Below are 13,584 nucleotides of genomic sequence, written 5' to 3'. Positions count from 1 at the left end.
GTGGGGTCAAAGGCAGAGTCCGCCGATGCCCGATCAGAGGCCGAATTCGCGGCAGATACACCCGCCGCGTCCTCGAGTGCCGAGCAGCCGCTGACCGACGCGCAGTTCTCCGCTGCTGTCGCCGCGGTCACGTCGGCATTCGGCGACCCGACCCGCCGCCAGATCTATCTGTTCGCCCGGGAACATCACGAGGGTGTCACCGCCTCCGGGGTCGCGGACAAGTTCGCGTTGCATTCGAACGTCGCTCGGCATCACCTGGACAAACTCACGGCCGGCGGTTACCTGGAAGTTCAGGTGCTTCGCCCCTCCGGCGGTGGTGCCGGCCGCCCCTCCAAGCGTTACCGAAAGTCCGCGCGAGACACAGGCGTCGTCTCTCCCCGGCGCGGCGACGACCTTCTGATCATGCTGCTCGGTGAGGCCCTCGCGCTGGTCCCGCCGGACAAGGCTGAGGCGATGGCCGAGTTGGTCGGCGAAACCTATGGACGTCGCTTGGCAGCGCAGATGTCGCCCGGTGAGGGACACCGGTCCTTCAGGGTGGCGCTCCATGCGATCGCGGACGCGTTGACCGCGCACGGTTTCGAAGCGCATGCCGAGGCACGTGGCGGCTCGTTGGCGCTGATCAAAGACGCCTGCCCGTTCTTCGACACCGCCCGCCAGCACCCGGTGATTTGCGCGGTGGACCGGGGCATGGTGCGCGGGATGCTGTCCTCCCTTTACGGGGAGGCGGTGATCTCGACCGAGTCGTCCAGGGCGCTGGGCGACGACGCGTGCGTCAGCCTTGTCTGATGTAAGCACCCCCGGCGCCGACGCCGACGGCCCTGTCCGCGCATACTTGGATCACGCGTCTGCGTCTCCGCTACGGCCCGCAGCGCGCGAAGCGATGCTCCGGTGGCTCGATGCGGCGGACCCGGGAAGGGTTCACACCGAGGGGTGGACCGCGAGGTATGCGCTCGAGGAGGCCCGCGAGAACGTCGCCGGGTTTTTGGGAACCAGGTCCCGCCAGGTGATATTCACCTCAGGAGCGTCCGAAGCGATCAACGCGGCGGTGTTCGGCGCTGCCGCCAGGAACAGCGAACGATCCCTGCGTGTCGTTCTCTCGCACGTTGAACACAGCGCGGTGCGAGATGCCTCTCAGCGGGACGCCGGCGAGCTGGTCTGGGTGGGAGTCGACCGGACCGGCCGCATAGACGACGAGCAGGTCCGCATGGCTGTAGCCGACACGGACGGGCCGGTTCTGGTCCACTGCCAGCTGGCCAATCATGAGGTCGGCACCATTCAACCGGTCCGCGAGATCGCATCGATATGCGAGCTGTACGGCGCGATGTTGCACGTCGACGCCGCCGCCGCTGCGGGCCATGTCCCCATCAGCTTCGATGAACTCGGCGCGGATTTCCTGTCGGTCTCCGCTGCGAAGATGGGCGGACCCAGAGGAGCCGGAGCTCTGCTCGTTCGGCGGGGCCTTCGGGTGCCGCCGTTCATCGTCGGCGGGATGCAGGAACGGGCACGACGCGGAGGGTTGGAGAACGTTCCCGCGGCCGTTGGTTTCGGCGCCGCCGCCGCCGAGTTGTCATCGCCTGGCCGGTTGGGCGACGAGGCCCAGGCGGCCGGGTTGCTCATCGATCGTCTGCGCGAATCGGCGCTAGGAATCGACGGCGTGGAGGTATTCGGGCCGCGCGATCCCGCCGCCCGGTTGCCAAGCCTTCTGTGCCTGGGTCTGTCCGGCGTCGAAGCCGAGCCGGTCTTGATCGGGTTGGATCAGGCCGGGATCGCTGCCCACTCGGGTAGCTCGTGCTCCTCCGAGGCGCTGGAGCCTTCACCGGTGCTGGAGGCCATGGGGGTTGACGCCGAACGCAGCTTGCGGTTCTCGGTTGGTTGGTCGAGCACGGAGGCCGAAGTCGATCGCGCTGCGGCGGCGCTGCCACGCGTCATACGCAGGCTCAGGGCGCTCGCCTACCCGCCTTCCTGACCAGCCTTGGTTTGAGCGTCCCGCAACGCCTGCCGAACTCGGGGCGCGAGTTGGGGATCCGGGTTGTGATCGAGATACCACTGCAGCTCTGGGATCGCGCTCGCGTAGTCGCCTTCACTTAGCAACGCGATGCCGCGGTAGACGTGCGCAGGCGCGTAGCCGGGCTCCACCTTCTCGGCGTTCGAGAGCATGGACAGACCCTGCTTGAGAAGAGCCGGTTGTTGGGTCTCGGCCAGCAACCAACCCTCCCCGGTAAGAGCTTCGGGCTGGTTCGGGTACGAGCTCAGAATGGCCTGGTAGTCCTTGACCGCGGACAGCTGGTCCCCGCTGGACTCGGCCTTGGAGGCCTTGGCGAGCTGCTGGGCGACGGCCTGTGACCCGAGGGCCTCTCCGGTGATCTCCTGTCCCGGGAGACGGGTGGCAGATGAGGCGACGACCACCCAACACGCGCCGGCGGCAACGACCACCGCCGCGATGCCGACACCCACGCGCCGCCTCCACGCCACGAAGCCATCCAACCGAGCAACTGGTGCAACGTCGTGATGCATGGCGATGACCTCGTCGTAGACCCCGGCCCCGTCGTCAGCAGCGAGCGCGCGCAGCACTGAGGCGGCCCGAGCGGTGTACGCCTGTCTGAGCGAGTCGTAGTCGGCCTCGTCGATATCCCCCGCCTCGAACTCCGCGTCGAGATCCTGCAACGAGCGAAGGCAGAAGTCGCGTTCCTCCTCGAGGGCTTGCCTGTCGGACGGATACGGGTCGTTCACGCCGGCGCCTCTCGGGATCGCAACGCGTCGTCCACCAGCCGGCGGTCGGCTTCGCTCGGACCACCCGTTTGCCATTGCAATCGTGCCCGCCATCGCCGGAATGCAAATGCGAGCCCGCCGGCACCGGCCAGGACGGCGAGAACGGGAAGCACCCATACGACGAGCGCGACGCCGGTTGCCTGAGGTTTCTCGAGGATGCTCGGGCCGTAAGCGCGCTCGAGCCCCGCGAGGATCTGTTGCTCGCTCTCGCCGGCGGCAAGTTCCTGCCGGATCTGGTCGCGGATCTGAACCGACGCGGCAGCCTGCGATTGCGCGGCGGACTGCCCTTCACACACCGGGCAACGGACCTCTCCGGCCGTGTGCATGACTCGGGCATCGGGGCTTGAAGACGGGGGCGAGCGATGTGTCCCTACGACTAGCGCGCCGGTAGCAATCCCGGCCAGAAGAACCCAGGGCAGCCAGCGGCGCCAGATCACGAGCCGGCTCCGGTTGCCGGTACCGCTGAAGCCGTGGTTCCGCTTGCCTTGGATATAACGGCATCGAGCTGCGTCGAATTGATCTGACCCACGTACTTGGCCACGACGGTCCCAGCAGGATCGACCAGGTAGCTCTCGGGCAGCCCACCCACGCCGTAGTTGACGACGGCAGAACCATCATCGACAGCGGGCCAGGCGGCGTGCCAGGAACGAAGGAACGAAGCAAGTCCGGGAACGTTCTGCTCGTCGTAGGCGACGGTAAGGACCAGCGCATCCCCGGCGCCCTGGTGCTGCTTGTCGAAGTTCAGGAGCTGCGGCATCTCCTCCTGGCAGGGCACGCACCAGCTCGCCGCGAAGTTGACGAGCACCCACTTGCCAGCGAACTGGGCCAAGCTGACGTCGGCCGCACCATTGCCGGGGCCGTCGATCGCTTTTCCCTTGATTGCCGGGGCGGTCCTGCCTACCAGAGGGCTCGCAGAGGTGACCTGGCTCGCGGGACCGCTGCTTGCTAGGACGGCGACGAGGACTGCGAGCACCACTGCAGCCCCCAGCGCAATCCACATCACCGGTCGACGCCTCACGCTTGCCCCTCCATCCGGAGAGCCACCGGTTGCTTCTCGAGCAGGATCTCGGCCTTGTCGAGCCCTGTTTCGCGCTCCGGGACACGTGCTCCGACCGGCTTGATGGGTCGCCGCCTCCGCCGGCCGGGCCACGCCGACAACGCCGAGCCCGCGATGATCACGCCTCCACCGATCCAAATCCACATCACGAGGGGCTCGACGATCACTCCTACAACTACTGGGCCGCCGGGCTTGGCCGGTGTGGCGGCCAGCGTCAGGTAGACGTCCTCTCCGGGGCGGCTTCTCACCGACGGAGTTCCGATCTCTTCGCTTGCAAACGGATAGTCGCTTATCGCCGGCCCGTAGACCTTGCCTCCGTCCACCCGGACCAGCGCCTCGACCGCGCTGTGAGTCGCTCCAGAGATGGATCTCATCCCTAGATAAGAAAACGAGTGGCCGTCAAAGCGAGCGGTCTGACCCTGCGACAGGGTCAGCTGAGTCTGATGAGCGAACGAGTGGCTGGCCGCGAAGGCCACCGCTATCAACACCACACCCAGGTGCACGACCATCCCGCCGTTGGCCCGTCCTACGAATCCCCTCCACCCCTGACGACGGGTCGCGATGACAAGCTGGCGGATCGCGGAACCCCCGGCGAATGCCCCCAAGCCGAAGGCTAGCAATGGATTCAGGCCACGCACCCCCGCTGCGACGCAGACGACGAGCACACCAACTGCGGCGATTGACGGCCACAACAACCGGCTTCGCAATAGCTCTCCGGACGCCTTGCGCCAAGGAAGCACCGGCGCGACGGCCATTAGGAACAGGAGGCAGACGACGATCGGCAGGGTCATCCGGTCGAAGTACGGTGCGCCGACAGTTATCTGCGAGCCGTTGAGGGACTGCGCGATCAACGGGAACACGGTTCCCAGCAGAACCACCAATGCGAACGCCCCGAAGAGCAGATTGTTGGCGAGGAACGCGCCCTCCCTCGACACCGGCGAATCGATCGCGCCCGGCGACCGCAACCGATCACCTCGCCACGCGAGGAGACCCACTCCTCCGGCGACAACGAGCCCAAAGAAGGTCAGCAAAGCCGCGCCGATCCCGGTGTTGTTGAACGAGTGGACCGACTCCAGCACACCCGAGCGGGTGAGGAACGTCGCAAGGATCGTCAACGAGAACGTCGCCATCACGAGCGAGAGGTTCCAGACTCTGAGCATCCCCCGCCTCTCCTGGACCATCACTGAGTGGAGGTACGCGGTGGCAGTGAGCCAAGGGATGAAGGCTGCGTTCTCGACCGGGTCCCAGGCCCAGTAGCCACCCCAGCCAAGGACCTCGTAGCTCCACCAGGCGCCGAGGATTACCCCGGCCGTCAGGAAACCCCACGAGAACAGCGTCCACCTTCTCGTCTCAATGAGCCAGCCCTCTCCGACCCGCCCGGTGATCAGGCTCGCGCACGCGAAAGCGAACGGGACGGTGAAGCCGACCAAGCCGAGGTAGAGCATCGGCGGGTGGAACGCGACGAGCACGTGGTTCTGAAGCAGAGGATCAGGGCCCGGTCCGTCGGTGGGGACAGCACCGTGCACGTGGGTGAACGGGTTCGCCACCGTCGCCATGAGACCGAAGAAGAACACCGCCACGCCATACGCGATCGCGGTGGCCCAGCCAACCAACGGGTCGGTCACGCGCCGGCGAAAATGGACCGCGATGGCGGCCAAGTAGCCGGCCAGTACCAGCCCCCACAGAAGAATGGAACCGGCAAGGTTCGACCACATAGCGGTTATGCGGAAGAGAAGAGGCGTCGCCAGGCTGTCGTTGTTCGAGACGTACTGCAGCGAGAAGTCTCTGGTGATGAGCGCGTGTTGCAGAGCGATCGTTGCAACCGCCGCGCCAAGAAGAATGACCCAGGTGTAGGTGCGCCCGGCGCGGAGCAACGTTTCTTTTTTCCGAACCAGTCCGAACACCAGCGTCGCGCAGCCGGCAACCGCGCCCGCCAGAGCGAAGATGATTGCGCTGTAGCCGACTGCCGCGTTCACGGTTGTCCCGATCCCGGGAGCGTCGATGCCGGGAGTTGCGACTTCAGCCGGTTCGGATGCGCTTCGGTGTAGCTGGCCGAGTGCTTGACCACGATCCGATCAGCCGCATATGCAGCTCCCTGCCAGTGTCCCTCGAGAACGACCGGTATGCCGGCCTTGAACAGTTCGGGCGGCTCGGCGCTGTCCACCACGTTCACGCTCACGCCGTTGGCGATGATCGAGAAAAGAGTCCTGCCCGCCGCCTGTTGCACCCCCGGCTCGACGGTCCCCTCGATCCGGAACTGGCGCGAGCCGAGCGAAGCTCGGTCCGCCACCGCCTGATCGGCGGTCTTGAAATAAACCGTCGCGTTGTCAAGCCCTTCGAACAGAAGGAAGCCGAGCGCGCCGGCGACGACGACCCCGGCGACGACGCGGCGTTTCCACGACGTCAGGTAGGCGCGCCGGCGGAGTCGCGGGGCTAGCGCGACTTGCGTGCGATCCGAGGACTTCAGCGCCACGTCTTCTCGCGGTCGGGGAGCCGGCGGGCCAGAACCCGCCCACGGTGGACGGTCCGCCACGCGTAAACCGCGAGGAGGAACGCTGCCGCTCCCCAACCGCCCGCGACGTAGCCGCTCAACTCCCCACCCCGCTCCCCACACCCGCTTCGGCCTTGCGCTCGGCGATCGCGGCGGCAAAACCCTCTTCCTCGAACCGGTCTTCCATCAGCTCAACCCGGTAACGGTGCAACACCAACCACGCGAACAGAAGGCCGTACGCCAGAAAGGACATCAGCATGGTCACCAGCTGCCAGCCGTGAATGCTGGGGTTCGGTCGCAGGAGGGTGTTGTCCTGATGCAACGTCTGCCACCAGGTCGTCGCCTCGTGGTCGACCGGCACCAGCAACGCGGCGACGACGGCAGCGATGGCGCTCCGCCTCGCGCGCGAGTCGGGATCTCCGCCTGTTCGACGAAGTGCCAGATATCCGACGAACACCGCGAAGAGCAGCGCGGTCAGGGTCAGCCGTGCATCCCAGGTCCACCAAACACCCCACGCCGCCTTGCCCCATATCGAACCGGTGACCAACGTGATGGCGCAGAAGAGAACCCCAACTTCGGCTGAGGCCGCTGCAAGGCGATCCCAGCGACGGCTGCGAGTTCGCGGCCAGAGATACGCGAGGCTGGCGAGGGCGCAGAGCCCGAACCCGACATAGGCCGCTGTCGCGGCGCCGGGGTGCACATAGATCAGCCTGACCAGCTGTCCTTGGGTTACGTCCGGTGGCGACACGACGAAAGCGAGCCAAGCCGTTACCGCGAGGGAGGCCAGGGTCGCCGCGCCCAGCACGAGCGTGGTCCTGTCTGCGGTACCCCTCCTGCTCACGCTTCCTCCAAGAGAGTCGCGAAACCCAGCACGCCTATGGTCAGGTAAATGGCCGCAAAGCTTCCCAACAACGCCATCCAGCGCCAACCGTTGGTGTGGGACAGGCCGAGAGCCGCCATCCACGTCTGCGTGGCGCCGAGCAGCACCGGCGCGACGACAGGCAACACGAGCAGCGGGAGCAACGTCTCGCGTACACGCAGTCCCGCAGCCATCATCCCGTAGACGACACCGGCTGCGGCGAGCCCGACGGTCGCGGCCGCGGCGCTCAGAACCAGCAGCGCGGGATTGCGCAGTGTCGTTCCGAAAAGAACAACGACCCCGGTGCCGAGCAGCACCTCGAGAAGCACCAGTTGCAACGCGACCGCCGCGACTTTTCCGAGGAAGACTCCTGCCGGATCGAGGCCGCTCAACCTCAAACCATCCCTCGCCCCGTCGGCCGCTTCGATCGCGAAGCTCCGCTGCACCGACAACAGAGAACACAGCAACACCGAAACCCAGAACAGGCCCGGGGAGGCCTGCTTGAGGATGGTGTGGTTCTGATCGAACGCGAACCCGAAGAGCAAGAGAACAAGGATCGCGTAGGGGGCGACCTGTGTTGTCGTCACCCGGCTGCGCAGCTCCACCCGCACGTCCTTGCCCGCGATCAGCGCGGCGTCACGCCACATGGATCTTCCTCTTGGATGGCTCTGACATTGATGACATTGATTCCGAAAAAGTAAGGGCGTCGTCGGTCACCACGCCTCCCGCGACGGTGACCCGTCGGGCGGCGAGAACGGATGCGCGCTCGCGTTCGTGGGAGGCGATCAGCACGGTCGTGCCGCGCCTGGACGCGTCGCGGATCAGGTCATCGAGAACGTCGCGGTTCTCAGCGTCGAGACCGGCGTGAGGCTCGTCGAGAAGCCAAAGCTCGGGATCACGGGCCACCAAGACAGCGAGCGCTGCGCGCCGGCGCTGACCCGCCGAGAGCGCCCCGACTTGCGTCGAGGGAAGCCGGCCGGTCAACCCAAGCCTCTCGAGCGCAGGGGTGATCCTCTCCCGAGGTGCACGGGCGGCCCTGACGGCGAACTCGAGGTTGTCCTCGATGGTGAGGTCGTCGTAGAGGGCCGTCGCGTGGCCGAGCATTCCGACCCTGCGGCGGACCGCCCGCGGGTGGACGGTGATGTCCTCGCCGAGGACGTGCGCCTCTCCGGCGACGACCGGAAGCAGGCCGGCGCAGGCGCGGAGAATGCTCGTCTTGCCGGCCCCGTTCGCGCCCTGCAAAAGCAGTATCTCGCCAGGGGCAACGTCAAGGTCGACGCCGGCCAGCACGGGGAAGCGGCCGACCAGCGCGATGGCTGAGCGAAAGCGAATCACAGGGTCCATGACGGCCGCTTAAACGGTAGCGACCAGGCACGTTGCCCAGCCATTCGGGCCAGTCCTACCCATCAGATCGTCGAGAGCTTGCCGAGGCCAAGGGAGTTCAGGACGTCGGAGAACCACGTCGACAGGAGGTGAAGGCTGTGGGTGAGCAGCAAGACCCCGAGCGCGGCGAGCAGCAGCCCCGACACCAGGTTGATGCCCCGCACGTGGCTCTTGGCGAACGAAAGGAGCCCGGTGAGCCTGCCGAAGGCGACTCCCACCGCAACGAAGGGGACCCCCAAACCGAGCGAGTAGGCGACCAGCATGGCCTCGCCTCTGGCGAGCGTGTGTGAGTCGCTGGCCAGGCTGATCACCGCCGCCAACACGGGTCCGATGCAGGGAGTCCACCCGAAGGCAAAGGCCATCCCCATTACCGGCGCCGCCCACTCGCCGAGCTGAGAAGGAGCGACGTGCCAGCGTCTTTCACGCATGAGCCACCTTGGCCTGACAATCCCGGCGAACAGCAGTCCTCCGGCGATGATCACTGCGCCGGCGACCTCATCGAGAACGCGCTGATGGGCGTTGAGGCTCTGACCAACGCCGGACGCAGCGGCCTCGATAAGCGCGAACACGACCGTGAATCCTGCGACGAACAGAAGAGTCGAACGCAGAAGCCTCCGCTGATTCGGGCGGGATGTCACCGCAAGATCGGCTGTGCCGACGCCGGACATCATCGACAGATAGGAGGGCACCAACGGAAGGACACAGGGCGACAGGAAAGAGATGATCCCGGCGCCGAAGGCGACTATGTACCCCGCAGGCGAGTGCAGGATGAGATGGTTACCGGTCATGGGCCGCTACATGGGGGGTCACTTACAACTCGGCCTCTAGACGACGGCACCGGCACATGATGTCATCGGTTGGGCCGGGAAGGCCCGCGGGCCGTCGCGGGGGCGGTAGCGTGAAACCCCATGTGGTTGGCCGTGATCGCCGTTGCGGCGGGCTGTGTTGTCGGTCTTTTGGCGGGCGGCAGCTTGGGCAACCTCGTTGAGTCCAGGCTCCGCTGGCTGTGGATCCTCGGGGCGGGCGCCGTGTGCGTGGCGCTTGCCAACCAGTGGTTGCCGGGCACGGGCGGCCTCTGGCTGGTCGTCGTCGGGTACGTGCTGATGTTGGGGTTCGCCTTTCGCAACCTGAGCCAACCGGGAACGGTGCTGGTCGCAGCCGGATTGTTGTCGAACCTGTTGGTAATAGGCGTGAACGGCGGTATGCCGGTCCGAGGCCTCCCGGCCGGCGTGCAAGCGGGGGGCCATCACCACGGCGAGCAGGCCAGCGACCGGCTAACCGGTCTCTCGGACGTGTTCTATGTGGCCCCGTTAGGAGAAACCGTGTCTGCCGGCGACATTCTCCTGGCGGGCGGGGTCGGCACCGTGGCCGCATTCGCAGTAGTCAGAGGTCGTCGACCGGGCAGAACTGCCATCGGGGCAGGCGCCGGGGCGGCCTCGTGAGCGAAGTCGCGGTCAGCCTCTCATTCCGCCTCGGTGGTGCCGACGGCGTCTCGATCGAGGCCGCCAAATGGCAGTGGGCGCTCGAACACCTCGGCTACCGGGTCCGCACGGTCGCCGGCGAGGGACCGGTCGACTTTCTGGTGCCAGGCCTCGGTGCGGGCGCGTGGCTCACCGGGCGGCCAGAAACGCCACTCGACCGCGACGCCCTCGGCGCAGCTCTGGACGGTGCCGACCTGGTGGTTGTCGAGAACCTCTGCTCGCTGCCACTCAACCAACCGGCTTCGGATGCGGTCGCCGAGCTGCTTCGCGGGCGCCCCGCGGTCATGCGCCATCACGACCTTCCCTGGCAGCGGGCGCGCTTCGCAGACCATCCTCCCCCGCCTGACGATCCGGAGTGGGTTCACGTCACCATCAACGAGCGATCCCGCCGTGAGCTTGCCTTCCACGGGATAGAAGCCAGCGTCGTTCGCAACGCCTTCGATCTCGACGCTCCTGTGGGCGATCGCGGCGCCACCCGCGCATCATTAGGAATCGACCACGACCGTCTCCTGGTGCTGCAACCGACCCGGGCGATCCCGCGCAAGGACGTGAGAGGCGGGCTTGCACTCGCCCAGGCGATCGGAGCGGCGTTCTGGATTCTCGGCCCAGCGGAAGAAGGCTACGAGGACAAGCTCAAGCGGCTTCTCGACGCGGCCCGGGTGCCGGTGTTCCACGGCCCGGTACCTCCTATGAGAGGTCACGCCGGGGTCGAGCACGCCTACGCTGCGTGCGACGCGGTGGTCTTTCCCTCGCTCTGGGAAGGCTTCGGCAATCCGCCGATTGAAGCGGGACTGCACCACCGGCCTGTCGCAGTCGGCCCCTACCCCGTTGGCGGCGAGCTCCGCGCCCTGGGATTCAGCTGGTTCGACGCGGACGAGCCCTACGAGCTGAGCCGCTGGCTCCAGAAGCCGGACCTAGGGCTTATCGAGCAGAACATCGAAGTTACCCGGCGATATCTGGACCTTGCGCACCTCCCCGCCCGTTTGGGCGAGGTGATCGTGTCCGCCGGGTGGCGCCTACCGACCCAGGGAGGGGGTGTTAGCGGCCGGCTGGCGGGCTCAAGCGGTACCGCCGCCGCCGCGCCTTGGCCGCCAGTAGGCTGGTCCCGGGCCTTCTAGCAGGCAGGGGCCGAAGCGGCTCAGGAGGCCGTGCAGTTACACGGGCAGGCGACGGGTTGGGTGGCCTCACAACGCAGGAGTTCGGCAACTCACCGCCCCTTCCTGCACAGCAGGACGAACTGCCCAATACACGCAGTTTCAACAAATTCGGACATGAGGGACAAGTGAGCGGACCGCGGATCACGGAGACCAGGCTCGGCGAGCCGCAAATCACCGAGCTGCGCCAGCGGCTGCCGGCCGCGGAAAGGCGCAATCAGCTGCTCAGTGTCGCGTTGGAGAAGTTCGCCGCCAGCGGCTTTCACGGGACCTCCATGGAGGAAATTGCCGATGCTGCGGGCGTAACCAAGCCCGTCCTGTACCAACACTTCCCATCAAAGCGGAAGCTGTACCTCGAATTGTTGGATCTAGTTGGCCGGGAACTCCTCGGGCTGCTGATCCGACGTGCTGAAGCGGAGAAACAGCCATATCAGCGCGTTCTGGCCGGTTTTCGCGCTTACTTCCGGTTCGTCGGGGAGAACACCAGCGCGTTCCAGCTTCTGTTCGGGAGCGGCGCCCGCCGGACGGACGAGTTCGCTGACTCGGTCGCCACCCTCGAGGAGTCGATAGCTGTCACCATCGGCACCTTCATCGACGCCGATATCGACCAGACCCACAGGGACCTGCTCGGGTACGCCATCGTGGGGCTCGCGGAAGTCGCCGGCCGGCGGTGGGTCGCACAGAGCTCCGAGGCGCTCGAGCCTGCAGAGGGCGACCGCATGGCCGACAGGCTGGCGGACCTGGTGTGGGCCGGTCTGCGCGGCCTTCCCGGCAATGCCTCCAGGGATGGCGCTGCTCATTGAGCCAATCGGAGACCAACGGCGTCCGTCCGCGGGTTCCGCCTAGCAGCGACCTGACCCTGGGCATGGTCTGCGTGGACAAGTCGCAGCCGGGAATCACGGTCTGGCGAATGCGGGCAGGAGACGAGTTCGCCAACCCGACCGGCGTGGTCCAGGGAGGCTTTCTCTCCGCGTTCGCCGACTCGGCTATGGCTACGGCAACCGTGACCAACCTGCAAGGCCGGAAGGCCTACGCCGCCAACACAGAGCTGAAGATCAGCTTTCTGCGCGCCGCTCCCGTGGGTGAGACCTACACCTGCGCCGCGCGGGTCATCGGCGGCGGCAAGCGGGTGACCTTCGTGGAGGCGGAGATAACCGACGACGCCGGCCGCTTGGTGGCGAAAGCGTCGTCGACCTACTTGCTGACGCCTCGGGACTGACCGGCCTACAGGCGTGCGAGGACTGCTTCGGCGCTGCTGACGTCGAGTCCGAGGGTCTCCTCGACGGCAAGGTCGGTCACCACACCGTCCTTGAGGATCATGGCGTAGCGCTTCGAGCGGACCCCGAGTCCGCCGGCAGTCAGGTCGACTTCGAGTCCCACCTCTTTCGTAAACGTCGCTGAGCCGTCTGCAATCAGGACGACCTTGTCGCCGACGTCATTCGCTTCCCCCCACGCCTTCATCACGAAGGCGTCGTTTACAGAAACGCACGCGATGGTGTCCACGCCCTTCGCGGTCAAATCGTCGGCACGCAGCACGAACCCTGGCAGGTGATGGTCGCTGCAGGTCGGTGTGAAAGCGCCGGGAAGGCCGAAGAGAACCACGGTCCCCTTTCCGAGAAGGTCGCCGGTCTGCGCCGCTTCCGGTCCGTTCAGGCCGGGCACCTGCACCTTGACGTCGGGGATCTTGTCTCCTACTGCGATGGTCATCTGGTCTCCTGGGGCAGCTTCGAGGGGAACCCGCCCAGAGTATGAGCAGGACGATGGGAGGGCCATTCCGCCTTCACGTTTTCGGTCGTAGGCTGGTTGGCATGGCCGATAAGGACCCAGCTGCAGTACCAGAGGGCGATCAGCCTCACTGGAGGGGCATCAACCATCTGGCCCTCATAACCACCGACATGGACGCAACCGTCCGCTTCTACCACGGAGTTCTCGGAGCGAGACTGGTCGCGCATCTAGGTACGCCGGCGTTCCGTCACTACTTCTTCGAGATGGGCACCCAGAACACGATCGCGTTCTTCGAGTACAACAACGTCGAGCTCACTCCCTTCGCCAAGCCCGCAGGTGTACCTGACAAACGGGCCGTTCAGTTCGATCACGTGTCGTTCAATCTCCCGGACGAACAGGCGCTGCTGTCGCTCCGGTCCAGGCTGAAGGCGGCTGGTTGCGAGGTAACCGACGTAGTCGACCACTCGATGATCCGGTCGATCTATTTCACCGACCCGAACGGCATCGCTCTCGAGGCTTCCTGGTGGGTGGTCGACGCAACCGGGCGAGACGCCGACTACGGGGACCCGCAGCTGTTCGCCGACCCCGATCCGGTGCCGGCAGTGCGGGAGATTCAGGAGACCGGTCGAGTGTCCTCGGTTCCCCACACCAAGCTCGTTTGACCG

Annotated in this window: 18 protein-coding genes; 7 read left to right on the top strand and 11 right to left on the bottom strand. The window is 66.2% G+C overall.

Annotated features, from left to right (window positions below; translation table 11 throughout):
• The coding region (locus VFZ97_14425) for a helix-turn-helix domain-containing protein (GenBank protein HEX6394630.1) at nt 1-786 on the top strand (786 nt) is incomplete at its 5' end.
• Nucleotides 779-1,966: a cysteine desulfurase family protein gene (locus VFZ97_14420; protein HEX6394629.1), complete on the top strand. Its 1,188-nt coding sequence runs from the start codon at nt 779-781 to the stop codon at nt 1,964-1,966. The genes VFZ97_14425 and VFZ97_14420, both read left to right, overlap by 8 nt.
• On the opposite strand, the gene VFZ97_14415 is transcribed toward VFZ97_14420, so the two are convergent.
• The 10 genes from VFZ97_14415 to VFZ97_14370 form a co-directional block, all read right to left on the bottom strand.
• Nucleotides 1,951-2,730, bottom strand: coding sequence for a tetratricopeptide repeat protein (locus VFZ97_14415; GenBank protein ID HEX6394628.1), 780 nt, complete (start codon nt 2,728-2,730; stop codon nt 1,951-1,953). The two genes, VFZ97_14420 and VFZ97_14415, sit on opposite strands and share 16 nt — an antisense overlap.
• On the bottom strand, nt 2,727-3,206 hold the full coding sequence (locus VFZ97_14410; protein ID HEX6394627.1) for a cytochrome c-type biogenesis protein CcmH: 480 nt from the start codon (nt 3,204-3,206) through the stop codon (nt 2,727-2,729). The genes VFZ97_14415 and VFZ97_14410 overlap by 4 nt, the downstream gene beginning before the upstream one ends.
• Nucleotides 3,203-3,787, bottom strand: a complete 585-nt coding sequence (locus VFZ97_14405) for a TlpA disulfide reductase family protein (protein ID HEX6394626.1) — start codon at nt 3,785-3,787, stop codon at nt 3,203-3,205. The genes VFZ97_14410 and VFZ97_14405 overlap by 4 nt, the downstream gene beginning before the upstream one ends.
• Nucleotides 3,784-5,802 carry a heme lyase CcmF/NrfE family subunit gene (locus tag VFZ97_14400; protein HEX6394625.1) on the bottom strand — a complete coding sequence of 673 codons (2,019 nt, stop codon included), beginning with the start codon at nt 5,800-5,802 and terminating at the stop codon, nt 3,784-3,786. The genes VFZ97_14405 and VFZ97_14400 overlap by 4 nt, the downstream gene beginning before the upstream one ends.
• Complete coding sequence (locus tag VFZ97_14395; GenBank protein ID HEX6394624.1) at nt 5,799-6,299, bottom strand: cytochrome c maturation protein CcmE; 501 nt, start codon at nt 6,297-6,299, stop codon at nt 5,799-5,801. The genes VFZ97_14400 and VFZ97_14395 overlap by 4 nt, the downstream gene beginning before the upstream one ends.
• Entirely contained in the window at nt 6,290-6,418 is a 129-nt protein-coding gene (locus VFZ97_14390) for a hypothetical protein (GenBank protein HEX6394623.1), read from the bottom strand. Before VFZ97_14390 ends, VFZ97_14395 begins: the two co-directional genes overlap by 10 nt.
• Nucleotides 6,415-7,158, bottom strand: coding sequence for a cytochrome c biogenesis protein CcsA (gene ccsA / locus VFZ97_14385; GenBank protein ID HEX6394622.1), 744 nt, complete (start codon nt 7,156-7,158; stop codon nt 6,415-6,417). The genes VFZ97_14390 and ccsA overlap by 4 nt, the downstream gene beginning before the upstream one ends.
• Nucleotides 7,155-7,823, bottom strand: a complete 669-nt coding sequence (locus VFZ97_14380; GenBank protein HEX6394621.1) for a heme exporter protein CcmB — start codon at nt 7,821-7,823, stop codon at nt 7,155-7,157. Before VFZ97_14380 ends, ccsA begins: the two co-directional genes overlap by 4 nt.
• Complete coding sequence (ccmA, locus tag VFZ97_14375) at nt 7,813-8,520, bottom strand: heme ABC exporter ATP-binding protein CcmA (protein HEX6394620.1); 708 nt, start codon at nt 8,518-8,520, stop codon at nt 7,813-7,815. Before ccmA ends, VFZ97_14380 begins: the two co-directional genes overlap by 11 nt.
• Before the next feature lie 62 nt (nt 8,521-8,582).
• Nucleotides 8,583-9,347, bottom strand: a complete 765-nt coding sequence (locus tag VFZ97_14370) for a cytochrome c biogenesis protein CcdA (GenBank protein ID HEX6394619.1) — start codon at nt 9,345-9,347, stop codon at nt 8,583-8,585.
• Between the two features lie 120 nt (nt 9,348-9,467).
• Here VFZ97_14370 and VFZ97_14365 point away from each other — a divergent pair, with 120 nt between their 5' ends.
• From VFZ97_14365 to VFZ97_14350, 4 genes are all read left to right on the top strand, one after another.
• Nucleotides 9,468-10,001: a DUF5317 family protein gene (locus tag VFZ97_14365; GenBank protein HEX6394618.1), complete on the top strand. Its 534-nt coding sequence runs from the start codon at nt 9,468-9,470 to the stop codon at nt 9,999-10,001.
• Nucleotides 9,998-11,158 carry a glycosyltransferase family 4 protein gene (locus tag VFZ97_14360; GenBank protein HEX6394617.1) on the top strand — a complete coding sequence of 387 codons (1,161 nt, stop codon included), beginning with the start codon at nt 9,998-10,000 and terminating at the stop codon, nt 11,156-11,158. The genes VFZ97_14365 and VFZ97_14360 overlap by 4 nt, the downstream gene beginning before the upstream one ends.
• A gap of 164 nt (nt 11,159-11,322) precedes the next feature.
• Nucleotides 11,323-11,997, top strand: a complete 675-nt coding sequence (locus VFZ97_14355) for a TetR/AcrR family transcriptional regulator (GenBank protein HEX6394616.1) — start codon at nt 11,323-11,325, stop codon at nt 11,995-11,997.
• Entirely contained in the window at nt 11,994-12,413 is a 420-nt protein-coding gene (locus VFZ97_14350; GenBank protein HEX6394615.1) for a PaaI family thioesterase, read from the top strand. Before VFZ97_14355 ends, VFZ97_14350 begins: the two co-directional genes overlap by 4 nt.
• Before the next feature lie 5 nt (nt 12,414-12,418).
• On the opposite strand, the gene VFZ97_14345 is transcribed toward VFZ97_14350, so the two are convergent.
• Nucleotides 12,419-12,901, bottom strand: coding sequence for a peroxiredoxin (locus VFZ97_14345; GenBank protein HEX6394614.1), 483 nt, complete (start codon nt 12,899-12,901; stop codon nt 12,419-12,421).
• A 101-nt stretch (nt 12,902-13,002) separates the two neighbouring features.
• Here VFZ97_14345 and VFZ97_14340 point away from each other — a divergent pair, with 101 nt between their 5' ends.
• Entirely contained in the window at nt 13,003-13,581 is a 579-nt protein-coding gene (locus tag VFZ97_14340) for a VOC family protein (protein ID HEX6394613.1), read from the top strand.
• The last annotated feature ends 3 nt before the right edge of the window (nt 13,582-13,584 follow it).

Source organism: Acidimicrobiales bacterium (genome assembly GCA_036378675.1).
Classification (GTDB): Bacteria; Actinomycetota; Acidimicrobiia; order Acidimicrobiales; family Palsa-688; genus DASUWA01.
Note: the sequence above shows the minus strand (reverse complement) of the source record. Positions and strands in the feature narration are given on the sequence as shown.

Coding starts and splice junctions, on each gene's coding strand:
- VFZ97_14380 (HEX6394621.1), bottom strand. CDS start 7,823: ATGTGGCGTGACGCCGCGCTGATCGCGGGCAAGGACGTGCGGGTGGAG.
- ccmA (HEX6394620.1), bottom strand. CDS start 8,520: ATGGACCCTGTGATTCGCTTTCGCTCAGCCATCGCGCTGGTCGGCCGC.
- VFZ97_14370 (HEX6394619.1), bottom strand. CDS start 9,347: ATGACCGGTAACCATCTCATCCTGCACTCGCCTGCGGGGTACATAGTC.
- VFZ97_14365 (HEX6394618.1), top strand. CDS start 9,468: ATGTGGTTGGCCGTGATCGCCGTTGCGGCGGGCTGTGTTGTCGGTCTT.
- VFZ97_14345 (HEX6394614.1), bottom strand. CDS start 12,901: ATGACCATCGCAGTAGGAGACAAGATCCCCGACGTCAAGGTGCAGGTG.
- VFZ97_14340 (HEX6394613.1), top strand. CDS start 13,003: ATGGCCGATAAGGACCCAGCTGCAGTACCAGAGGGCGATCAGCCTCAC.